This is a genomic window from Bacillus sp. G16, assembly GCF_021282335.1.
Classification (GTDB): Bacteria; Bacillota; Bacilli; order Bacillales; family Bacillaceae; genus Bacillus; species Bacillus inaquosorum.
In genome coordinates, this window is record NZ_JAJSOZ010000020.1 from 29,043 (window position 1) to 48,815 (window position 19,773).

Annotated in this window: 33 protein-coding genes; all 33 read left to right on the forward strand. The window is 42.2% G+C overall.

What is annotated here, in order from left to right:
* Window positions 1-39 precede the first annotated feature (39 nt).
* Entirely contained in the window at window positions 40-510 is a 471-nt protein-coding gene (gene rpsG / locus LWH95_RS18395) for a 30S ribosomal protein S7 (protein ID WP_003225784.1), read from the forward strand.
* A 52-nt stretch (window positions 511-562) separates the two neighbouring features.
* The gene (gene fusA, locus LWH95_RS18400; protein WP_019257279.1) at window positions 563-2,641 is read left to right on the forward strand and encodes an elongation factor G; all 2,079 of its coding nucleotides are present in this window, start codon (window positions 563-565) and stop codon (window positions 2,639-2,641) included.
* 119 nt (window positions 2,642-2,760) lie between these two features.
* Entirely contained in the window at window positions 2,761-3,951 is a 1,191-nt protein-coding gene (gene tuf, locus LWH95_RS18405) for an elongation factor Tu (RefSeq protein ID WP_003242008.1), read from the forward strand.
* Window positions 3,952-4,051: 100 nt separating this feature from the next.
* Window positions 4,052-5,011: an alpha/beta fold hydrolase gene (locus LWH95_RS18410; protein ID WP_232920130.1), complete on the forward strand. Its 960-nt coding sequence runs from the start codon at window positions 4,052-4,054 to the stop codon at window positions 5,009-5,011.
* Window positions 5,012-5,245: 234 nt separating this feature from the next.
* Window positions 5,246-5,554, forward strand: a complete 309-nt coding sequence (gene rpsJ / locus LWH95_RS18415; RefSeq protein ID WP_003156464.1) for a 30S ribosomal protein S10 — start codon at window positions 5,246-5,248, stop codon at window positions 5,552-5,554.
* Window positions 5,555-5,593: 39 nt separating this feature from the next.
* On the forward strand, window positions 5,594-6,223 hold the full coding sequence (rplC, locus tag LWH95_RS18420) for a 50S ribosomal protein L3 (protein ID WP_003225791.1): 630 nt from the start codon (window positions 5,594-5,596) through the stop codon (window positions 6,221-6,223).
* A gap of 27 nt (window positions 6,224-6,250) precedes the next feature.
* Window positions 6,251-6,874, forward strand: a complete 624-nt coding sequence (gene rplD / locus LWH95_RS18425; RefSeq protein WP_003242004.1) for a 50S ribosomal protein L4 — start codon at window positions 6,251-6,253, stop codon at window positions 6,872-6,874.
* Entirely contained in the window at window positions 6,874-7,161 is a 288-nt protein-coding gene (gene rplW / locus LWH95_RS18430) for a 50S ribosomal protein L23 (protein WP_003225793.1), read from the forward strand. Before rplD ends, rplW begins: the two co-directional genes overlap by 1 nt.
* 31 nt (window positions 7,162-7,192) lie before the next feature.
* Window positions 7,193-8,026 (forward strand): 50S ribosomal protein L2, encoded by an 834-nt coding sequence (rplB, locus tag LWH95_RS18435; protein WP_003225795.1) that lies wholly within the window; start codon window positions 7,193-7,195, stop codon window positions 8,024-8,026.
* 57 nt (window positions 8,027-8,083) lie between these two features.
* The gene (gene rpsS / locus LWH95_RS18440; protein WP_003156472.1) at window positions 8,084-8,362 is read left to right on the forward strand and encodes a 30S ribosomal protein S19; all 279 of its coding nucleotides are present in this window, start codon (window positions 8,084-8,086) and stop codon (window positions 8,360-8,362) included.
* A gap of 16 nt (window positions 8,363-8,378) precedes the next feature.
* Window positions 8,379-8,720 carry a 50S ribosomal protein L22 gene (rplV, locus tag LWH95_RS18445; protein WP_003156475.1) on the forward strand — a complete coding sequence of 114 codons (342 nt, stop codon included), beginning with the start codon at window positions 8,379-8,381 and terminating at the stop codon, window positions 8,718-8,720.
* A 3-nt stretch (window positions 8,721-8,723) separates the two neighbouring features.
* The gene (rpsC, locus tag LWH95_RS18450) at window positions 8,724-9,380 is read left to right on the forward strand and encodes a 30S ribosomal protein S3 (protein ID WP_003242001.1); all 657 of its coding nucleotides are present in this window, start codon (window positions 8,724-8,726) and stop codon (window positions 9,378-9,380) included.
* Window position 9,381: 1 nt separating this feature from the next.
* Window positions 9,382-9,816, forward strand: a complete 435-nt coding sequence (gene rplP / locus LWH95_RS18455; RefSeq protein ID WP_003225801.1) for a 50S ribosomal protein L16 — start codon at window positions 9,382-9,384, stop codon at window positions 9,814-9,816.
* Window positions 9,806-10,006, forward strand: a complete 201-nt coding sequence (gene rpmC, locus LWH95_RS18460; RefSeq protein WP_003156482.1) for a 50S ribosomal protein L29 — start codon at window positions 9,806-9,808, stop codon at window positions 10,004-10,006. The genes rplP and rpmC overlap by 11 nt, the downstream gene beginning before the upstream one ends.
* Window positions 10,007-10,028: 22 nt before the next feature.
* Entirely contained in the window at window positions 10,029-10,292 is a 264-nt protein-coding gene (gene rpsQ / locus LWH95_RS18465) for a 30S ribosomal protein S17 (RefSeq protein ID WP_003225804.1), read from the forward strand.
* A 40-nt stretch (window positions 10,293-10,332) separates the two neighbouring features.
* A complete protein-coding gene (gene rplN / locus LWH95_RS18470; protein WP_003225805.1) occupies window positions 10,333-10,701 on the forward strand; it encodes a 50S ribosomal protein L14 in 369 nt (122 codons plus the stop codon).
* A 36-nt stretch (window positions 10,702-10,737) separates the two neighbouring features.
* Entirely contained in the window at window positions 10,738-11,049 is a 312-nt protein-coding gene (gene rplX / locus LWH95_RS18475) for a 50S ribosomal protein L24 (RefSeq protein WP_003156486.1), read from the forward strand.
* A 26-nt stretch (window positions 11,050-11,075) separates the two neighbouring features.
* A complete protein-coding gene (rplE, locus tag LWH95_RS18480; RefSeq protein ID WP_003225809.1) occupies window positions 11,076-11,615 on the forward strand; it encodes a 50S ribosomal protein L5 in 540 nt (179 codons plus the stop codon).
* Between the two features lie 22 nt (window positions 11,616-11,637).
* Window positions 11,638-11,823: a 30S ribosomal protein S14 gene (gene rpsN, locus LWH95_RS18485; RefSeq protein ID WP_003156488.1), complete on the forward strand. Its 186-nt coding sequence runs from the start codon at window positions 11,638-11,640 to the stop codon at window positions 11,821-11,823.
* A gap of 31 nt (window positions 11,824-11,854) precedes the next feature.
* A complete protein-coding gene (rpsH, locus tag LWH95_RS18490; protein WP_003241998.1) occupies window positions 11,855-12,253 on the forward strand; it encodes a 30S ribosomal protein S8 in 399 nt (132 codons plus the stop codon).
* A gap of 29 nt (window positions 12,254-12,282) precedes the next feature.
* Window positions 12,283-12,822 carry a 50S ribosomal protein L6 gene (rplF, locus tag LWH95_RS18495; RefSeq protein ID WP_003241996.1) on the forward strand — a complete coding sequence of 180 codons (540 nt, stop codon included), beginning with the start codon at window positions 12,283-12,285 and terminating at the stop codon, window positions 12,820-12,822.
* A 32-nt stretch (window positions 12,823-12,854) separates the two neighbouring features.
* Entirely contained in the window at window positions 12,855-13,217 is a 363-nt protein-coding gene (rplR, locus tag LWH95_RS18500) for a 50S ribosomal protein L18 (protein ID WP_003241994.1), read from the forward strand.
* Between the two features lie 24 nt (window positions 13,218-13,241).
* Window positions 13,242-13,742, forward strand: coding sequence for a 30S ribosomal protein S5 (gene rpsE, locus LWH95_RS18505; RefSeq protein ID WP_029316747.1), 501 nt, complete (start codon window positions 13,242-13,244; stop codon window positions 13,740-13,742).
* 13 nt (window positions 13,743-13,755) lie between these two features.
* Window positions 13,756-13,935: a 50S ribosomal protein L30 gene (gene rpmD / locus LWH95_RS18510; protein WP_003156497.1), complete on the forward strand. Its 180-nt coding sequence runs from the start codon at window positions 13,756-13,758 to the stop codon at window positions 13,933-13,935.
* A 30-nt stretch (window positions 13,936-13,965) separates the two neighbouring features.
* Window positions 13,966-14,406 (forward strand): 50S ribosomal protein L15, encoded by a 441-nt coding sequence (gene rplO, locus LWH95_RS18515; RefSeq protein WP_003225819.1) that lies wholly within the window; start codon window positions 13,966-13,968, stop codon window positions 14,404-14,406.
* A 1-nt stretch (window position 14,407) separates the two neighbouring features.
* Complete coding sequence (gene secY / locus LWH95_RS18520; RefSeq protein WP_019257282.1) at window positions 14,408-15,703, forward strand: preprotein translocase subunit SecY; 1,296 nt, start codon at window positions 14,408-14,410, stop codon at window positions 15,701-15,703.
* A 54-nt stretch (window positions 15,704-15,757) separates the two neighbouring features.
* Window positions 15,758-16,411: an adenylate kinase gene (locus LWH95_RS18525; protein WP_003241987.1), complete on the forward strand. Its 654-nt coding sequence runs from the start codon at window positions 15,758-15,760 to the stop codon at window positions 16,409-16,411.
* On the forward strand, window positions 16,408-17,154 hold the full coding sequence (map, locus tag LWH95_RS18530) for a type I methionyl aminopeptidase (RefSeq protein WP_003225828.1): 747 nt from the start codon (window positions 16,408-16,410) through the stop codon (window positions 17,152-17,154). The genes LWH95_RS18525 and map overlap by 4 nt, the downstream gene beginning before the upstream one ends.
* Window positions 17,155-17,465: 311 nt before the next feature.
* Complete coding sequence (infA, locus tag LWH95_RS18535; protein ID WP_003156508.1) at window positions 17,466-17,684, forward strand: translation initiation factor IF-1; 219 nt, start codon at window positions 17,466-17,468, stop codon at window positions 17,682-17,684.
* A gap of 33 nt (window positions 17,685-17,717) precedes the next feature.
* Window positions 17,718-17,831, forward strand: coding sequence for a 50S ribosomal protein L36 (gene rpmJ, locus LWH95_RS18540; RefSeq protein ID WP_003156543.1), 114 nt, complete (start codon window positions 17,718-17,720; stop codon window positions 17,829-17,831).
* 22 nt (window positions 17,832-17,853) lie between these two features.
* The gene (rpsM, locus tag LWH95_RS18545; protein ID WP_003235095.1) at window positions 17,854-18,219 is read left to right on the forward strand and encodes a 30S ribosomal protein S13; all 366 of its coding nucleotides are present in this window, start codon (window positions 17,854-17,856) and stop codon (window positions 18,217-18,219) included.
* Between the two features lie 20 nt (window positions 18,220-18,239).
* Window positions 18,240-18,635 carry a 30S ribosomal protein S11 gene (rpsK, locus tag LWH95_RS18550; RefSeq protein ID WP_009966385.1) on the forward strand — a complete coding sequence of 132 codons (396 nt, stop codon included), beginning with the start codon at window positions 18,240-18,242 and terminating at the stop codon, window positions 18,633-18,635.
* 176 nt (window positions 18,636-18,811) lie between these two features.
* Entirely contained in the window at window positions 18,812-19,756 is a 945-nt protein-coding gene (locus LWH95_RS18555; protein ID WP_003225835.1) for a DNA-directed RNA polymerase subunit alpha, read from the forward strand.
* Window positions 19,757-19,773: the final 17 nt, after the last annotated feature.

Consider the following 19,773-nt stretch of genomic DNA (forward strand, 5'->3'; position numbering starts at 1 on the left):
AACGAAAATACGCATAATTGATGAAGGGAGGATATTCAGATGCCACGTAAAGGTCCTGTAGCAAAAAGAGACGTTTTACCTGATCCGATTTACAACTCTAAGCTTGTATCTCGTCTAATCAACAAAATGATGATCGATGGTAAAAAAGGTAAGTCTCAAACAATCCTATACAAGTCATTCGATATCATTAAAGAACGTACTGGCAATGATGCAATGGAGGTTTTCGAACAAGCATTGAAAAACATCATGCCTGTACTTGAAGTAAAAGCACGCCGTGTAGGTGGTGCGAACTACCAAGTTCCTGTAGAAGTTCGTCCTGAACGTCGTACGACTCTTGGACTTCGCTGGTTAGTTAACTACGCGCGTCTTCGCGGAGAAAAAACGATGGAAGAGCGTTTAGCTAACGAAATCCTTGACGCAGCTAACAACACTGGTGCTGCTGTTAAGAAACGTGAAGATACTCATAAGATGGCTGAAGCAAACAAAGCATTTGCTCACTATCGTTGGTAGGATTTATATACTAAAAAACACAATTTCCTAATAAGGAAGGAGAAATTACCCAATGGCAAGAGAGTTCTCCTTAGAAAATACTCGTAATATCGGAATCATGGCTCACATTGATGCCGGTAAAACGACTACTACAGAACGTATCTTGTTCTATACTGGTCGTATCCACAAAATTGGTGAAACTCACGAAGGAGCTTCACAAATGGACTGGATGGAGCAGGAACAAGAACGTGGTATCACAATCACTTCCGCTGCGACAACTGCACAGTGGAAAGGATACCGCGTAAACATCATCGATACTCCAGGACACGTAGACTTCACAGTTGAAGTTGAACGTTCTCTTCGTGTACTTGATGGTGCTGTTGCTGTACTTGACGCGCAATCAGGCGTTGAGCCTCAAACAGAAACTGTTTGGCGTCAGGCAACAACTTACGGAGTACCGCGTATCGTTTTTGTTAACAAAATGGACAAAATCGGTGCAGACTTCCTTTACTCTGTAGGAACTTTAAGAGACCGTCTTCAAGCAAACGCTCATGCAATTCAATTGCCGATCGGTGCTGAAGATAACTTCGAAGGTATCATCGATCTTGTAGAAAACGTTGCGTATTTCTACGAAGATGACCTCGGAACTCGCTCTGATGCGAAAGAAATCCCTGAAGAGTACAAAGAGCAAGCTGAAGAGCTTCGCAACAGTCTCATTGAAGCTGTATGTGAGCTTGATGAAGAGCTTATGGACAAATACCTTGAGGGTGAAGAAATCACTATTGACGAGTTAAAAGCAGGTATCCGTAAAGGTACATTAAATGTTGAATTCTACCCTGTTCTTGTTGGTTCTGCCTTCAAAAACAAAGGTGTTCAACTAGTACTTGATGCTGTTCTTGACTACCTTCCTGCACCAACTGACGTTGCTGCAATCAAAGGTGTACGTCCTGATACAAATGAAGAGATTGAGCGCCATTCTTCTGATGATGAGCCATTCTCTGCATTAGCATTTAAAGTTATGACTGACCCTTACGTTGGTAAGTTGACGTTCTTCCGTGTGTACTCTGGAACACTTGATTCCGGTTCATACGTGAAAAACTCTACTAAAGGCAAACGTGAGCGTGTTGGACGTATCCTTCAAATGCACGCTAACAGCCGTGAAGAAATCTCTACTGTATACGCAGGCGATATCGCAGCTGCTGTAGGTCTAAAAGATACGACTACTGGAGATACTCTATGTGATGAGAAGGATCTTGTTATCCTCGAATCAATGGAATTCCCAGAACCAGTTATCGACGTTGCTATTGAGCCTAAATCAAAAGCCGACCAAGATAAAATGGGTATCGCTTTAGCGAAACTTGCTGAAGAAGATCCTACATTCCGTACTCAAACAAACCCAGAAACTGGCCAAACGATCATCTCTGGTATGGGTGAACTTCACCTTGATATCATTGTTGACCGTATGAAACGCGAATTTAAAGTAGAAGCCAACGTTGGTGCTCCTCAGGTTGCGTACCGTGAAACATTCCGTTCCGGTGCAAAAGTTGAAGGTAAATTCGTACGTCAGTCTGGTGGACGCGGTCAGTTCGGACACGTTTGGATCGAATTCGAACCAAACGAAGAAGGCGCTGGCTTTGAATTTGAAAATGCGATTGTCGGTGGGGTAGTTCCTCGTGAATACATCCCAGCTGTTCAAGCAGGTCTTGAAGATTCACTTGAAAATGGTGTACTAGCAGGCTTCCCGCTTATCGACATTAAAGCAAAACTTTTCGATGGTTCTTACCATGATGTTGACTCAAACGAAATGGCATTTAAAATTGCTGCTTCTATGGCATTGAAAAATGCAGTCAGCAAATGTAACCCAGTTCTTCTTGAACCAATCATGAAAGTAGAAGTGGTTATTCCAGAAGAATACATGGGAGATATCATGGGTGATGTTACTTCACGTCGCGGACGCGTAGAAGGTATGGAAGCACGCGGTAACGCTCAAGTTGTTCGTGCTATGGTTCCTCTTGCTGAAATGTTCGGTTACGCTACTGCACTTCGTTCTAATACGCAAGGTCGCGGTACGTTTACTATGCACATGGATCACTACGAAGAAGTGCCGAAGAGCATTGCAGAAGAAATTATCAAAAAAAATAAAGGCGAATAATTGATTTTGCCGCTTAACTCAAGTATAACTACTATTGTAAGATGAGGAAGTGAAAGCTTTCTTTCACTTCCTATCACTCTATACATTACTAATTAAAAGCTCTTAAGGAGGATTTTAGAATGGCTAAAGAAAAATTCGACCGTTCCAAATCACATGCCAATATCGGTACAATTGGACACGTTGACCATGGTAAAACAACTTTAACTGCTGCTATCACAACAGTACTTCATAAGAAATCTGGTAAAGGTACAGCTATGGCGTACGATCAAATTGATGGTGCTCCAGAAGAACGTGAGCGCGGTATCACAATCTCTACTGCACACGTTGAGTACGAAACTGAAACTCGTCACTATGCACACGTTGACTGCCCAGGACACGCTGACTATGTTAAAAACATGATCACTGGTGCTGCGCAAATGGACGGAGCTATCCTTGTAGTATCTGCTGCTGATGGCCCAATGCCACAAACTCGTGAGCACATCCTTCTTTCTAAAAACGTTGGTGTACCATACATCGTTGTATTCCTAAACAAATGCGACATGGTAGACGACGAAGAGCTTCTTGAACTAGTTGAAATGGAAGTTCGCGATCTTCTTAGCGAATACGACTTCCCTGGTGATGATGTACCAGTAATCAAAGGTTCTGCTCTTAAAGCTCTTGAAGGTGACGCTGAGTACGAAGCGAAAATCTTCGAACTTATGGATGCGGTTGATGAGTACATCCCAACTCCAGAACGCGACACTGAAAAACCATTCATGATGCCAGTTGAGGATGTATTCTCAATCACTGGTCGTGGTACAGTAGCAACTGGCCGTGTAGAACGCGGACAAGTTAAAGTCGGTGACGAAGTTGAAATCATCGGTCTTCAAGAAGAGAACAAGAAAACAACTGTTACAGGTGTTGAAATGTTCCGTAAGCTTCTTGATTATGCTGAAGCTGGTGACAACATTGGTGCCCTTCTTCGCGGTGTATCTCGTGAAGAAATCCAACGTGGTCAAGTACTTGCGAAACCAGGTACAATCACTCCGCACAGCAAATTCAAAGCTGAAGTTTACGTTCTTTCTAAAGAAGAGGGTGGACGTCATACTCCATTCTTCTCTAACTACCGTCCTCAGTTCTACTTCCGTACAACTGACGTAACTGGTATCATCCATCTTCCAGAAGGCGTAGAAATGGTTATGCCTGGAGATAACACTGAAATGAACGTTGAACTTATCTCTACAATCGCTATCGAAGAAGGAACTCGTTTCTCTATTCGTGAAGGCGGACGTACTGTTGGTTCAGGCGTTGTTTCTACAATCACTGAGTAATAGTATGATGATAAACGAGACCCCCTGTGGGTCTCGTTTTTTTGTTTACTTGTCTTTTTCTTGTATAATAAGACCTATCATATCCGAGGGGCTAATTTTTATGATTCCTGAAAAGAGATCAATCGCAATCATGAAAGAACTGAGCATTGAAAATACAAAACAAATGCTGATGATTAATGGGGCTGATGTAAAAAATCCATTGCTGCTTTTTTTACATGGCGGACCGGGGACCCCCCAAATCGGTTATGTTAGGCATTATCAAAAAGAGCTTGAACAGCATTTTACAGTAGTACATTGGGATCAAAGAGGATCCGGGCTTTCTTATTCAAAACGAATTCCTCATCACTCCATGACAATCAGCCATTTTGTTAAAGATGCAATTCAAGTCACTCAATGGCTCCTAGACCATTTTTCAAAAACAAAACTATATCTTACTGGCCATTCTTGGGGCTCACTGCTAGCGCTCCATGTACTGCAGCAGCATCCGGATTTGTTTTATGCGTATTATGGAATCAGCCAGGTTGTTAACCCTCACTATGAAGAATCAGCTGCTTATCATTATCTACGTGAAATGTCTGATACAAAGAGAGTGAGTATAGTATCTTTGCTTATACGCTTCATTGGCCCTCCGCCTTGGGAGAAGGATATCCAGCATATTATCTATCGGTTTTGTGTCGAGATGGGCAGGGGAGGATTTACTCACCATCGTCGTCAAAGCCTTGCTATATTATTTCAAATGCTTACTGGTAATGAGTATGGAATAAAAAACATGCACAAATTCCTCAATGGACAGCGATTCACAAATAAACATTTAACTGATGAGTTGTACAATTTTAATGCATTCAAATCAGTTCCTTCTATTAAAGTACCGTGCTTTTTCATTTCGGGGAGACATGATTTAATTGTTCCTGCTGAAATATCGAAACAGTATTATCAAGAGCTTGAGGCACCTGAAAAGCGCTGGCTTCAATTTGAGAATTCGGCTCACAGCCCGCATGTCGAGGAGCCGTCATTATTCGCAAGCACACTGAGTAGCCACGCACTGTACCACTTACGATAGATCCTTGATAAATAAGAAAAACACCTGTATAATAAAAAAAGTGTGCAAAACCATGCATATTCTAAATAAGTCTTGCAACATACGTCTATTTTCTGTATAATGGTGTATGTTGGTCTTTGACTGCGATGAAGTGAGAGGTTGCTGACACACCCGGCCGCTTTGCCATGGCAAGGTGTTCAGGTTTTTCTCACGGAGAACTGTCTAACTTGATGTAGGCGAAAAGGAGGGAAAATAATGGCAAAACAAAAAATTCGTATTCGTTTGAAAGCATATGATCATAGAATCCTTGATCAATCTGCAGAGAAGATTGTTGAAACGGCAAAACGTTCTGGTGCTAGCGTATCTGGTCCGATCCCGTTACCGACTGAAAAATCAGTTTACACAATCCTTCGTGCGGTGCACAAATACAAAGATTCTCGTGAGCAATTTGAAATGCGTACACATAAACGTTTAATCGATATTGTGAACCCAACACCACAAACTGTTGATGCTCTCATGCGATTAGACTTACCATCTGGTGTCGATATCGAAATCAAACTTTAATTCTAAAATATAGAATGATCTTAATAGGAGGTGTGACGAATGACCAAAGGAATCTTAGGAAGAAAAATTGGTATGACGCAAGTATTCGCTGAAAATGGTGATCTTATTCCGGTAACTGTTATCGAGGCTGCTCCAAACGTTGTTCTTCAAAAGAAATCAACTGAAAACGACGGTTATGAAGCAATCCAGCTTGGTTTTGACGACAAGCGTGAAAAGCTTTCTAACAAACCTGAAAAAGGGCACGTTGCAAAAGCGGAAACTGCTCCTAAGCGCTTCGTTAAAGAATTACGCGGAGTGGAAATGGATGCGTATGAAGTTGGTCAGGAAGTCAAGGTTGAAATTTTCTCTGCTGGAGAAATCGTAGATGTAACAGGAGTATCTAAAGGTAAAGGTTTCCAAGGTGCGATCAAGCGCCACGGACAATCTCGCGGACCTATGTCTCACGGTTCACGCTACCACCGTCGTCCTGGTTCAATGGGACCTGTAGATCCTAACCGTGTATTCAAAGGTAAATTATTACCTGGACGTATGGGCGGAGAGCAAATCACTGTTCAAAACCTTGAAATCGTAAAAGTTGATGCAGAACGCAATCTTCTTTTGATCAAAGGTAACGTACCTGGTGCGAAGAAATCTTTAATCACTGTTAAAAGTGCTGTTAAATCTAAATAACTCTCTTAGGAAAGGAGGAAATTGATCATGCCAAAAGTAGCATTATACAACCAAAACGGTTCTACTGCTGGTGACATCGAATTAAACGCTTCTGTATTTGGTATCGAACCAAATGAGAGTGTTGTATTCGACGCTATTCTTATGCAAAGAGCTTCCTTACGTCAAGGATCTCATAAAGTAAAAAATCGTTCTGAAGTACGCGGCGGAGGTCGTAAACCATGGCGTCAAAAAGGTACTGGACGTGCCCGTCAAGGTTCTATCCGTTCACCGCAATGGCGCGGAGGTGGTGTCGTATTCGGCCCAACACCACGCAGCTATTCTTATAAATTACCTAAAAAAGTTCGCCGCTTGGCAATCAAATCAGTATTGTCTTCTAAAGTGAACGACAACAACATCATCGTTCTTGAAGATCTTACTCTTGATACGGCTAAAACAAAAGAAATGGCAGCTATCCTTAAAGGGTTATCTGTTGAGAAAAAAGCTTTAATCGTAACTGCGGATGCTAACGAAGCAGTGGCTTTATCTGCTCGCAATATTCCTGGAGTTACTGTAGTTGAAGCTAACGGAATCAACGTTTTAGACGTTGTCAACCACGAGAAGCTTCTGATTACAAAAGCAGCGGTTGAAAAAGTAGAGGAGGTGCTTGCATAATGAAAGATCCTCGTGATGTTCTAAAGCGCCCCGTCATTACTGAACGTTCTGCTGATTTAATGGCTGAAAAGAAATATACTTTTGAAGTTGATGTAAGAGCTAACAAAACAGAAGTGAAAGACGCGGTTGAAAGCATCTTTGGTGTGAAAGTTGACAAAGTCAACATCATGAACTACAAAGGTAAATCAAAACGTGTCGGACGCTACACTGGTATGACTAGCCGTCGCAGAAAAGCGATCGTAAAACTTACTGCAGACAGCAAAGAAATCGAAATTTTTGAAGCTTAATTATCTGTAAAAAGAAGGAGGGAAATTCAAAATGGCGATTAAAAAGTATAAACCGACCTCTAATGGACGTCGTGGCATGACAACTTCAGATTTTGCTGAAATCACGACTGACAAGCCGGAAAAATCCTTGCTTGCTCCCCTTCACAAAAAAGGTGGACGTAACAACCAAGGTAAATTGACTGTACGTCACCAAGGTGGCGGACATAAACGCCAATACCGTGTTATCGACTTCAAACGCGATAAAGATGGTATACCTGGACGCGTTGCTACAGTTGAATACGATCCAAACCGTTCAGCTAACATCGCTCTAATCAACTATGCAGACGGAGAAAAACGTTACATTCTTGCTCCTAAAGGAATTCAAGTGGGTACTGAAATCATGTCAGGTCCTGAAGCTGACATTAAAGTAGGTAATGCACTACCACTTATCAACATCCCTGTTGGTACAGTTGTGCATAACATTGAATTAAAACCTGGTAAAGGCGGACAGCTCGTACGTTCAGCTGGTACATCTGCTCAGGTTCTTGGTAAAGAAGGTAAATACGTTCTTGTACGTCTTAACTCTGGAGAAGTTCGCATGATTCTTTCTGCTTGCCGTGCTTCTATCGGTCAAGTAGGTAACGAACAGCACGAACTTATCAACATTGGTAAAGCTGGACGTTCTCGCTGGAAAGGCATCCGTCCTACAGTTCGTGGTTCTGTAATGAACCCTAACGATCACCCACACGGTGGTGGTGAAGGACGTGCGCCAATCGGACGTAAATCACCAATGTCTCCATGGGGCAAACCGACTCTTGGATTCAAGACACGTAAGAAAAAGAACAAATCCGATAAATTTATCGTACGTCGTCGTAAAAATAAATAACGGGGTTGTCTACGGTTCACTTCGGACCGTAGTGCAATCACGAAGGGAGGTTCCAAAATGGCTCGCAGCTTGAAAAAAGGACCATTTGTCGATGGACACTTGATGACAAAAATCGAGAAATTAAATGAAACAGACAAGAAACAAGTCGTAAAAACTTGGTCTCGTCGTTCTACTATTTTCCCACAGTTTATTGGTCACACAATCGCAGTCTATGACGGACGTAAACACGTGCCTGTATTCATCTCTGAAGATATGGTAGGGCACAAGTTGGGTGAATTCGCTCCAACTCGTACGTACAAAGGTCATGCTAGTGATGACAAAAAAACAAGACGCTAAGAGAGGAGGCTTTTAAATGCAAGCTAAAGCTGTTGCAAGAACAGTCCGTATTGCTCCTCGTAAAGCACGTCTAGTAATGGACCTGATTCGAGGCAAGCAAGTAGGTGAGGCAGTATCAATCTTGAACCTTACACCAAGAGCTGCTTCTCCAATTATCGAGAAAGTATTAAAATCCGCTATTGCAAATGCTGAGCATAACTATGAAATGGACGCTAACAACCTGGTTATTTCTCAAGCATTCGTTGACGAAGGCCCTACGTTAAAAAGATTCCGCCCACGTGCTATGGGACGTGCGAGCCAAATCAACAAACGTACGAGCCACATTACAATCGTTGTATCAGAAAAGAAGGAGGGATAAGTAGTGGGTCAAAAGGTAAATCCAGTCGGTCTTCGTATCGGAGTCATTCGTGATTGGGAATCTAAGTGGTACGCTGGTAAAGATTACGCTGACTTCCTGCACGAAGATTTAAAAATTCGTGAATACATTAGCAAACGCCTTTCTGACGCTTCTGTTTCTAAAGTAGAAATCGAGCGTGCAGCAAACCGCGTTAACATTACGATCCACACAGCTAAGCCTGGTATGGTTATTGGTAAAGGCGGTTCTGAAGTTGAAGCACTTCGCAAAGCCCTTAACAGCCTTACTGGCAAGCGTGTACACATTAACATTCTTGAAATCAAAAGAGCAGATCTTGATGCACAGCTAGTTGCTGACAACATCGCTCGTCAATTAGAAAACCGTGTTTCTTTCCGCCGTGCACAGAAACAACAAATCCAACGTACTATGCGCGCTGGAGCACAAGGTGTGAAAACAATGGTTTCTGGTCGTCTTGGCGGTGCAGATATCGCTCGTTCTGAATACTACAGTGAAGGAACTGTTCCATTGCACACATTACGTGCGGACATTGACTATGCAACATCAGAAGCTGATACTACTTACGGTAAGCTTGGTGTAAAAGTCTGGATCTATCGTGGAGAGGTTCTTCCTACTAAGAAGAAAACTGAGGAAGGAGGAAAATAATATGTTATTACCAAAACGCGTTAAATATCGCAGAGAGCATCGCGGAAAAATGCGTGGCCGTGCGAAAGGCGGTACTGAAGTACATTTCGGTGAGTTCGGTATCCAAGCTCTTGAAGCTTCTTGGATCACTAACCGTCAAATCGAAGCTGCACGTATTGCGATGACTCGTTACATGAAACGTGGCGGTAAAGTTTGGATCAAAATTTTCCCTTCTAAACCTTACACTGCTAAACCACTTGAGGTACGTATGGGATCCGGTAAAGGGGCTCCAGAAGGTTGGGTAGCTGTTGTAAAACCGGGCAAAGTTTTATTTGAAATTTCTGGTGTGTCTGAAGAGGTTGCTCGTGAAGCGCTTCGTCTTGCATCTCACAAATTGCCAATTAAAACGAAGTTCGTAAAACGTGAAGAAATTGGTGGTGAATCAAATGAAAGCTAATGAAATTCGTGACCTTACCACTGCTGAAATTGAACAAAAAGTAAAGTCTCTTAAAGAAGAACTTTTCAATCTTCGCTTTCAATTAGCGACAGGACAACTTGAAAATACTGCTCGCATTCGTGAAGTGCGCAAAGCTATCGCGCGCATGAAAACTGTGATTCGTGAAAGAGAAATTGCTGCTAATAAATAATCACTGAGGGGAGGTCGTGAGCATGAGCGAACGTAACCAACGCAAAGTTTACCAAGGCCGTGTTGTTTCTGACAAAATGGATAAAACCATCACTGTTGTTGTTGAAACATACAAAAAACATACACTTTACGGTAAACGCGTAAAATACTCAAAAAAATTCAAAGCACATGATGAAAATAATCAAGCTAAAATCGGTGACATCGTAAAGATCATGGAAACTCGTCCATTGTCTGCAACTAAGCGTTTCCGTCTAGTTGAAGTTGTCGAAGAAGCTGTTATTATCTAATAAAGTTCGGAATTCTTTTTCCGAAGGGAGGTAACAAATAATGATTCAACAAGAGACTCGTTTAAAAGTAGCTGACAACTCTGGCGCACGTGAAGTACTTACTATTAAAGTTCTTGGTGGTTCTGGACGTAAAACAGCTAACATTGGTGATGTAATTGTTTGCACGGTTAAACAAGCAACACCAGGAGGCGTTGTCAAAAAAGGTGAAGTCGTAAAAGCTGTTATCGTTCGCACGAAAAGCGGAGCGCGCAGAAGTGACGGTTCATACATCAGCTTCGATGAGAATGCATGTGTTATCATCCGTGACGACAAGAGCCCACGCGGAACTCGTATCTTCGGACCAGTTGCTCGTGAATTGCGTGAAAACAACTTTATGAAAATTGTTTCTCTAGCTCCAGAAGTTATCTAATGAAATAAATGCCTTACTCAAGGAGGTGCGATCAGGATGCATGTAAAAAAAGGCGATAAAGTTATGGTTATCTCTGGTAAAGATAAAGGCAAACAAGGAACAATCCTTGCTGCTTTCCCTAAAAAGGACCGCGTTTTAGTTGAAGGTGTTAACATGGTAAAGAAACACTCTAAACCAACTCAAGCTAACCCTCAAGGCGGTATTTCTAATCAAGAGGCGCCAATTCATGTATCAAACGTTATGCCGCTCGATCCTAAAACAGGTGAAGTGACTCGCGTAGGATACAAAGTGGAAGATGGCAAAAAAGTTCGTGTTGCAAAAAAATCTGGGCAAGTTCTAGATAAATAGTATTAAAAGGAAGGGAGGTCTATCTCATGAACCGCCTTAAAGAAAAGTACAATAAAGAAATTGCACCTGCTTTAATGACTAAGTTCAACTATGATTCAGTCATGCAAGTGCCTAAAATCGAAAAAATCGTAATCAACATGGGTGTTGGTGACGCTGTTCAAAACGCGAAAGCAATCGACAGTGCTGTTGAAGAATTAACGTTTATCGCAGGTCAAAAACCTGTCGTTACTCGTGCGAAGAAATCAATTGCTGGATTCCGTCTTCGTGAGGGAATGCCTATCGGTGCGAAAGTAACTCTTCGCGGAGAGCGCATGTATGATTTCCTTGATAAACTTATTTCTGTATCTTTACCGCGTGTACGTGACTTCCGCGGGGTTTCTAAAAAATCTTTCGACGGTCGCGGTAACTACACACTTGGTATCAAAGAACAGTTAATCTTCCCTGAAATTGACTACGATAAAGTAACAAAGGTTCGCGGAATGGACATCGTTATCGTAACAACTGCTAATACTGACGAAGAAGCTCGTGAGCTATTAACTCAAGTAGGTATGCCGTTCCAGAAATAATCAATGAAAGGGAGGCGAAATCGTGGCTAAAAAGTCTATGATTGCGAAACAACAACGTACACCAAAGTTTAAAGTACAAGAGTACACACGCTGTGAACGCTGCGGACGTCCGCATTCAGTCATTCGTAAATTTAAACTTTGCCGTATTTGTTTCCGTGAGCTTGCATATAAAGGACAAATTCCTGGCGTGAAAAAAGCCAGCTGGTAATCCCCAAGAAAGGGAAGGAGGTAATTATATAATGGTTATGACAGATCCAATTGCAGATATGCTAACTCGTATTCGCAATGCAAACATGGTACGTCATGAGAAGCTTGAAATTCCTGCTTCTAAATTGAAAAGAGAAATTGCTGAAATTTTAAAGCGTGAAGGTTTCATTCGTGACGTTGAGTTCGTAGAAGACAGCAAACAAGGTATCATCCGCGTTTTCTTGAAATACGGACAAAACAACGAGCGCGTTATCACTGGTCTTAAAAGAATCAGCAAGCCTGGTTTGCGTGTTTATGCTAAATCAAATGAAGTACCTCGCGTACTTAACGGTCTTGGAATCGCGATTATTTCTACATCACAAGGTGTTTTAACGGACAAAGAAGCCCGTGCAAAACAAGCTGGTGGAGAAGTTCTAGCATACGTTTGGTAAGAAGTTTAACATGAATGGAGGTGTTTGGTATGTCTCGTGTAGGTAAGAAGTTACTTGAGATTCCTTCTGATGTTACAGTAACGTTAAACGATAACAACACTGTAGCTGTGAAAGGACCAAAAGGAGAATTAACTCGTACGTTTCACCCTGATATGGAAATTAAAGTAGAGGACAATGTGCTTACAGTCACTCGTCCTTCTGATCAAAAAGAGCACCGTGCACTGCATGGTACAACTCGCAGTCTGCTTGGCAACATGGTTGAAGGTGTATCTAAAGGATTTGAAAGAGGTTTGGAATTAGTCGGTGTCGGTTACCGTGCGTCTAAATCCGGAAATAAACTTGTTTTAAACGTTGGATACTCTCACCCTGTTGAGATCGTTCCTGAAGAAGGCATCGAAATCGAAGTTCCTTCTCAAACTAAAGTAGTTGTAAAAGGTACAGACAAAGAACGTGTAGGAGCTATTGCTGCTAACATCCGCGCTGTACGTTCTCCAGAGCCTTACAAAGGTAAAGGAATCCGCTACGAAGGTGAAGTTGTTCGCCGCAAAGAAGGTAAATCTGCTAAGTAAGATCGCTTAAAGTGAAGAAAGGAGTGACCTAGATGATTACGAAAACTAGCAAAAATGCTGCTCGTCTTAAAAGACATGCTCGTGTTCGCGCTAAACTTTCCGGTACTGCTGAAAGACCGCGTCTGAACGTTTTCCGTTCTAACAAGCACATTTACGCTCAAATCATCGATGATGTAAATGGTGTTACACTTGCTAGTGCATCTACTCTCGATAAAGACTTGAACGTTGAAAGCACTGGAGATACTTCTGCTGCTACTAAAGTTGGAGAATTAGTTGCAAAACGCGCTGCTGAAAAAGGCGTTTCTGACGTAGTATTTGACCGTGGCGGATACTTATACCATGGACGTGTAAAAGCTTTGGCTGATGCCGCTCGTGAAGCTGGACTTAAATTTTAATAAAAGAAGGAGGGACACATGATTATGCGTCGTATTGACCCAAGCAAATTAGAGTTAGAAGAACGCTTAGTTACGGTTAACCGCGTAGCGAAAGTTGTTAAAGGTGGTCGTCGTTTCCGCTTCGCAGCTCTAGTCGTTGTCGGTGACAAAAACGGACACGTAGGATTCGGTACTGGTAAAGCACAAGAAGTACCAGAAGCGATCCGCAAAGCTGTTGAAGATGCGAAAAAGAATTTAATTGAAGTACCAATGGTTGGAACTACAATTCCACATGAAATCATCGGACGTTTCGGTGCAGGTAACATCTTGTTAAAACCTGCTTCTGAAGGTACTGGAGTTATCGCTGGAGGCCCTGTACGTGCGGTACTTGAGCTTGCTGGTGTATCTGACATCCTTTCTAAGTCTTTAGGTTCTAACACACCGATCAACATGATTCGTGCAACACTTCAAGGCTTAAGTGAACTTAAGCGTGCTGAAGAGGTTGCGAAGCTTCGTGGAAAATCTGTAGAAGAACTGTTAGGATAAGGAGGGAACATTAATGGCTAAATTAGAAATTACCCTCAAACGAAGTGTAATCGGTCGCCCGGAAGATCAACGCGTTACTGTTAGAACGCTTGGTTTAAAGAAAACAAACCAAACTGTTGTTCATGAAGACAACGCTGCGATCCGTGGCATGATTAATAAAGTATCTCATTTAGTTTCTGTTAAAGAACAATAAAAATAATTGATCGGATAAGGAGGTGTCCTAATGAAACTTCATGAATTAAAACCTTCAGAAGGTTCACGCAAAACGCGTAATCGCGTAGGTCGTGGTATTGGTTCTGGCAACGGTAAAACAGCTGGTAAAGGTCACAAAGGTCAAAACGCTCGTTCTGGCGGCGGTGTACGCCCAGGATTCGAGGGGGGACAAATGCCTTTATTCCAACGTCTTCCTAAACGCGGTTTTACTAACATCAACCGCAAGGAATACGCTGTAGTCAACCTAGACAAATTGAACGGTTTTGCAGAAGGAACGGAAGTCACTCCTGAACTTCTTCTTGAGACTGGTGTTATTAGCAAACTTAATGCAGGAGTAAAGATTCTTGGCAACGGTAAATTAGAGAAAAAATTAACTGTAAAAGCCAATAAATTCTCTGCTTCTGCGAAAGAAGCTGTTGAAGCTGCTGGCGGTACAGCTGAGGTGATCTAACTTGTTTAAAACAATCTCCAACTTTATGCGTGTGAGTGATATCAGGAATAAAATCATATTCACTTTACTCATGCTTATCGTCTTTCGCATAGGTGCGTTTATTCCTGTGCCTTATGTTAACGCTGAAGCGTTACAGGCACAGTCTCAAATGGGTGTTTTTGATCTCCTTAATACATTTGGCGGCGGTGCGCTTTACCAATTCTCCATTTTTGCAATGGGAATTACTCCTTATATCACGGCTTCGATCATCATTCAGCTGCTTCAGATGGATGTTGTACCGAAGTTTACCGAGTGGTCTAAGCAAGGTGAAGTTGGCCGCCGTAAATTAGCTCAGTTCACAAGGTACTTTACGATTGTGCTTGGTTTCATCCAGGCGTTAGGTATGTCATACGGATTCAACAATCTGGCAAACGGTATGCTGATTGAAAAATCCGGTATATCGACTTATCTCATCATTGCTTTAGTGCTCACTGGCGGAACTGCCTTTTTAATGTGGCTTGGAGAACAAATTACGTCTCATGGAGTAGGCAACGGAATATCGATCATTATCTTCGCGGGGATTGTGGCTAGTATTCCAAAAACGATTGGACAAATATATGAGACTCAATTTGTCGGCAGCAACGATCAGTTGTTTATTCATATTGTGAAAGTCGCACTTCTTGTGATTGCGATTTTAGCAGTTATTGTTGGAGTTATTTTCATTCAGCAAGCCGTACGGAAAATTGCGATTCAATATGCTAAAGGCACAGGTCGTTCACCTGCTGGCGGTGGTCAGTCTACACACCTTCCATTGAAAGTGAACCCTGCAGGGGTTATTCCTGTAATCTTTGCGGTTGCGTTTTTGATAACGCCGCGGACGATCGCGTCATTCTTTGGAACAAACGATGTGACAAAGTGGATTCAAAACTACTTTGATAATACGCATCCGGTGGGTATGGCGATATATGTTGCGTTGATTATTGCCTTTACGTACTTTTATGCTTTTGTACAGGTTAATCCTGAACAAATGGCTGATAACCTTAAAAAACAGGGTGGCTATATCCCGGGGGTTCGTCCAGGGAAAATGACTCAAGATAGAATTACGAGCATTTTGTATCGACTTACGTTTGTGGGTTCTATATTCTTAGCCGTGATTTCCATTCTTCCTATCTTTTTCATTCAATTCGCTGGATTGCCTCAAAGTGCACAAATTGGCGGAACATCTTTGTTAATTGTTGTCGGGGTAGCCTTGGAGACAATGAAACAACTAGAAAGCCAGTTGGTGAAACGAAACTACCGTGGATTTATGAAAAACTAGAGGAAATGGATTTATCCATTCCCTCTTAATAAAGAGAGGACGGGGGAAATCCGAATGAACTTAGTCTTAATGGGGCTTCCTGGTGCCGGTAAAGGCACACAGGGCGAACGAATTGTTGAGGATTATGGGATTCCTCATATCTCAACAGGAGATATGTTCCGTGCTGCTATGAAAGAAGAAACACCACTCGGACTCGAAGCAAAATCTTATATCGATAAGGGAGAGCTCGTACCTGACGAAGTCACAATCGGAATTGTAAAAGAAAGACTTGGCAAAGACGATTGTGAAAGAGGTTTTCTTCTGGACGGATTTCCGCGAACAGTCGCTCAAGCCGAAGCTCTTGAAGAAATTCTTGAGGAATACGGCAAGCCGATTGATTATGTCATTAACATTGAAGTCGACAAAGATGCTCTGATGGAGCGTCTGACTGGACGCAGAATTTGCAGTGTTTGCGGCACAACCTATCATTTAGTCTTTAATCCGCCGAAAACGCCGGGTATTTGTGATAAAGACGGAGGCGAACTCTATCAACGGGCAGATGATAATGAGGAAACCGTCTCTAAACGGCTTGAGGTAAACATGAAGCAAACTCAGCCTTTACTCGATTTCTATTCTGAGAAAGGGTATCTTGCAAACGTGAATGGCCAACAGGACATTCAAGACGTTTATGCAGATGTGAAGGATCTTCTTGGAGGATTAAAAAAATGATTATCTGTAAAACCCCACGTGAACTTGGTATCATGCGGGAAGCAGGGCGAATCGTGGCTTTAACTCATGAAGAGCTAAAAAAGCACATTAAACCAGGAATCTCGACAAAAGAATTGGATCAAATTGCCGAACGTTTTATTAAGAAGCAGGGTGCAATCCCATCTTTTAAGGGGTATAATGGGTTTCGCGGGAGCATTTGCGTATCAGTTAATGAAGAACTCGTTCACGGCATTCCTGGCAGCAGGGTGCTGAAGGACGGTGACATCATCAGTATTGATATCGGTGCTAAATTAAATGGTTATCATGGTGACTCTGCATGGACATATCCGGTAGGAAACATCAGCGATGATGACAAAAAACTTCTGGAAGTGACAGAGGAGTCTTTATATAAAGGCTTGCAGGAAGCAAAACCAGGTGAACGTTTGTCGAATATTTCCCACGCAATACAAACGTATGTCGAAAATGAGCAGTTTTCAGTTGTTAGGGAGTATGTCGGACATGGTGTTGGTCAAGACTTGCATGAGGACCCGCAAATTCCTCATTACGGTCCGCCCAACAAAGGACCACGGCTCAAACCTGGCATGGTTCTCGCTATTGAACCTATGGTGAACGCTGGCAGCCGCTACGTGAAAACATTGGCTGATAACTGGACGGTTGTAACGGTAGATGGGAAAAAGTGTGCTCATTTTGAACATACGATTGCGATTACGGAAACGGGTTTTGATATACTGACGAGAGTCTAGGTGATGAAAATAATTCTGAAGACAGATGTTTTTCCGGCTTGATAGGGCAGAAAGTTTGGATGAACATTGGCAGGACCGAATTCACCTTGCCGTTGTCATTGGGATTGTTGACCATCATCAATGTACTAACAGCAGACGGAGAAATGCGTACATTACATTCTCCTAAGAAAAAGAATATCAATCATTTAACCCTTTATGATTGCGTATCTCCGGAAGTTCAGAACAGTATAAACGAAACAGGGCGTGTGACAAACTTCTTTTGAAATTTGTCAGAAAGCAAGTTACTGATTTGAAGAAGGGAGAACACTTGAATGGCGAAAGACGATGTAATTGAAGTGGAAGGTACGATAGTCGAAACACTGCCAAACGCGATGTTCAAAGTTGAACTTGAAAATGGCCACACTGTTTTGGCTCACGTATCTGGTAAAATCCGCATGCACTTCATTCGCATTTTACCTGGAGACAAAGTTACGGTAGAATTATCTCCATATGACTTAACTCGTGGCAGGATTACGTACCGTTACAAATAAAGCACTCCGGAAACTGAAGGAGGTTGGAAACACATGAAAGTGAGACCATCAGTTAAACCAATCTGCGAAAAATGTAAAGTTATTCGCAGAAAAGGAAAAGTAATGGTGATCTGTGAAAATCCAAAGCATAAACAAAAACAAGGATAATTTATAAGGAGGTGCCCAGAGAATGGCTCGTATTGCTGGTGTAGATATCCCACGTGACAAACGTGTTGTTATTTCTTTAACATACATCTTCGGAATTGGCCGCACAACGGCTCAGCAAGTTTTAAAAGAAGCTGGAGTTTCAGAAGATACTCGTGTGCGTGATCTTACTGAAGAAGAACTTGGTAAAATCCGTGATATTATTGACAAACTGAAAGTAGAAGGTGACCTTCGCCGTGAAGTTTCTCTTAATATCAAACGTCTGATCGAAATCGGAAGCTACCGCGGAATCCGTCATCGCAGAGGATTACCTGTTCGCGGACAAAACTCTAAAAACAATGCGCGTACTCGTAAAGGTCCGCGTCGTACTGTAGCTAACAAGAAAAAATAAGTAAAGGAGGTTCTTAAACAATGGCTGCTGCTCGTAAATCTAACACGCGTAAACGTCGCGTGAAAAAGAATATTGAGTCTGGAATTGCTCATATTCGTTCAACTTTCAATAACACGATCGTTACGATCACTGACACTCATGGTAATGCTATTTCTTGGTCTAGTGCCGGAGCTTTAGGATTCAGAGGTTCTCGTAAATCTACTCCTTTTGCTGCACAAATGGCTGCAGAAACAGCTGCTAAAGGTTCAATCGAACATGGTCTTAAAACTCTAGAGGTTACTGTTAAAGGACCTGGTTCAGGCCGTGAAGCTGCAATCCGTGCACTTCAAGCTGCTGGACTAGAAGTCACTGCTATCAGAGACGTAACTCCTGTTCCTCATAACGGATGCCGTCCACCAAAACGTCGCCGCGTGTAATTTGTTTGTATAGATTTTGTGTCCCTGTCAATAATGGGTTATGATACAGTTATTTATGAAACGAATGCACCGACTCGTTGCCTGAGCACATACGGGACTAAACAATGGGGAATTTCGGATGGAATCTCATATGATTCTATTCGAGGTTTCGACGTTTTGAAGGAGGGTTTTAAGTAATGATCGAGATTGAAAAACCAAAAATCGAAACGGTTGAAATCAGCGACGATGCCAAATTTGGTAAGTTTGTCGTAGAGCCACTTGAGCGTGGATATGGTACAACTCTGGGTAACTCCTTACGTCGTATCCTCTTATCCTCACTCCCTGGTGCCGCTGTAACATCAATCCAGATAGATGGTGTACTGCACGAATTCTCGACAATTGAAGGCGTTGTGGAAGATGTTACAACGATTATCTTACACATTAAAAAGCTTGCATTGAAAATCTACTCTGATGAAGAGAAGACGCTAGAAATTGATGTACAGGGTGAAGGAACTGTAACGGCAGCTGATATTACACACGATAGTGATGTAGAGATCTTAAATCCTGATCTTCATATCGCAACTCTTGGTGAGAATGCGAGTTTCCGAGTTCGCCTTACTGCTCAAAGAGGACGTGGGTATACGCCTGCTGACGCAAACAAGAGAGACGATCAGCCAATCGGCGTGATTCCGATCGATTCTATCTATACGCCAGTTTCTCGTGTATCTTATCAGGTAGAGAACACTCGTGTAGGCCAAGTTGCAAACTATGATAAACTTACACTTGATGTTTGGACTGATGGAAGCACTGGACCGAAAGAAGCCATTGCGCTTGGTTCAAAGATTTTAACTGAACACCTTAATATATTCGTTGGTTTAACTGACGAAGCTCAGCATGCTGAAATCATGGTTGAAAAAGAAGAAGATCAAAAAGAGAAAGTTCTTGAAATGACAATTGAAGAATTGGATCTTTCTGTTCGCTCTTACAACTGCTTAAAGCGTGCGGGTATTAACACGGTTCAAGAGCTTGCGAACAAGACGGAAGAAGATATGATGAAAGTTCGTAATCTAGGACGCAAATCACTTGAAGAAGTGAAAGCGAAACTAGAAGAACTTGGACTCGGACTTCGCAAAGACGATTGACTAGTTTCCCTTGTGAA

Coding starts and splice junctions, on each gene's coding strand:
- rpsG (WP_003225784.1), top strand. CDS start 40: ATGCCACGTAAAGGTCCTGTAGCAAAAAGAGACGTTTTACCTGATCCG.
- fusA (WP_019257279.1), top strand. CDS start 563: ATGGCAAGAGAGTTCTCCTTAGAAAATACTCGTAATATCGGAATCATG.
- tuf (WP_003242008.1), top strand. CDS start 2,761: ATGGCTAAAGAAAAATTCGACCGTTCCAAATCACATGCCAATATCGGT.
- LWH95_RS18410 (WP_232920130.1), top strand. CDS start 4,052: ATGATTCCTGAAAAGAGATCAATCGCAATCATGAAAGAACTGAGCATT.
- rpsJ (WP_003156464.1), top strand. CDS start 5,246: ATGGCAAAACAAAAAATTCGTATTCGTTTGAAAGCATATGATCATAGA.
- rplC (WP_003225791.1), top strand. CDS start 5,594: ATGACCAAAGGAATCTTAGGAAGAAAAATTGGTATGACGCAAGTATTC.
- rplD (WP_003242004.1), top strand. CDS start 6,251: ATGCCAAAAGTAGCATTATACAACCAAAACGGTTCTACTGCTGGTGAC.
- rplW (WP_003225793.1), top strand. CDS start 6,874: ATGAAAGATCCTCGTGATGTTCTAAAGCGCCCCGTCATTACTGAACGT.
- rplB (WP_003225795.1), top strand. CDS start 7,193: ATGGCGATTAAAAAGTATAAACCGACCTCTAATGGACGTCGTGGCATG.
- rpsS (WP_003156472.1), top strand. CDS start 8,084: ATGGCTCGCAGCTTGAAAAAAGGACCATTTGTCGATGGACACTTGATG.
- rplV (WP_003156475.1), top strand. CDS start 8,379: ATGCAAGCTAAAGCTGTTGCAAGAACAGTCCGTATTGCTCCTCGTAAA.
- rplP (WP_003225801.1), top strand. CDS start 9,382: ATGTTATTACCAAAACGCGTTAAATATCGCAGAGAGCATCGCGGAAAA.
- rpmC (WP_003156482.1), top strand. CDS start 9,806: ATGAAAGCTAATGAAATTCGTGACCTTACCACTGCTGAAATTGAACAA.
- rpsQ (WP_003225804.1), top strand. CDS start 10,029: ATGAGCGAACGTAACCAACGCAAAGTTTACCAAGGCCGTGTTGTTTCT.
- rplN (WP_003225805.1), top strand. CDS start 10,333: ATGATTCAACAAGAGACTCGTTTAAAAGTAGCTGACAACTCTGGCGCA.
- rplX (WP_003156486.1), top strand. CDS start 10,738: ATGCATGTAAAAAAAGGCGATAAAGTTATGGTTATCTCTGGTAAAGAT.
- rplE (WP_003225809.1), top strand. CDS start 11,076: ATGAACCGCCTTAAAGAAAAGTACAATAAAGAAATTGCACCTGCTTTA.
- rpsH (WP_003241998.1), top strand. CDS start 11,855: ATGGTTATGACAGATCCAATTGCAGATATGCTAACTCGTATTCGCAAT.
- rplF (WP_003241996.1), top strand. CDS start 12,283: ATGTCTCGTGTAGGTAAGAAGTTACTTGAGATTCCTTCTGATGTTACA.
- rplR (WP_003241994.1), top strand. CDS start 12,855: ATGATTACGAAAACTAGCAAAAATGCTGCTCGTCTTAAAAGACATGCT.
- rpsE (WP_029316747.1), top strand. CDS start 13,242: ATGCGTCGTATTGACCCAAGCAAATTAGAGTTAGAAGAACGCTTAGTT.
- rpmD (WP_003156497.1), top strand. CDS start 13,756: ATGGCTAAATTAGAAATTACCCTCAAACGAAGTGTAATCGGTCGCCCG.
- rplO (WP_003225819.1), top strand. CDS start 13,966: ATGAAACTTCATGAATTAAAACCTTCAGAAGGTTCACGCAAAACGCGT.
- LWH95_RS18525 (WP_003241987.1), top strand. CDS start 15,758: ATGAACTTAGTCTTAATGGGGCTTCCTGGTGCCGGTAAAGGCACACAG.
- map (WP_003225828.1), top strand. CDS start 16,408: ATGATTATCTGTAAAACCCCACGTGAACTTGGTATCATGCGGGAAGCA.
- infA (WP_003156508.1), top strand. CDS start 17,466: ATGGCGAAAGACGATGTAATTGAAGTGGAAGGTACGATAGTCGAAACA.
- rpmJ (WP_003156543.1), top strand. CDS start 17,718: ATGAAAGTGAGACCATCAGTTAAACCAATCTGCGAAAAATGTAAAGTT.
- rpsM (WP_003235095.1), top strand. CDS start 17,854: ATGGCTCGTATTGCTGGTGTAGATATCCCACGTGACAAACGTGTTGTT.
- rpsK (WP_009966385.1), top strand. CDS start 18,240: ATGGCTGCTGCTCGTAAATCTAACACGCGTAAACGTCGCGTGAAAAAG.
- LWH95_RS18555 (WP_003225835.1), top strand. CDS start 18,812: ATGATCGAGATTGAAAAACCAAAAATCGAAACGGTTGAAATCAGCGAC.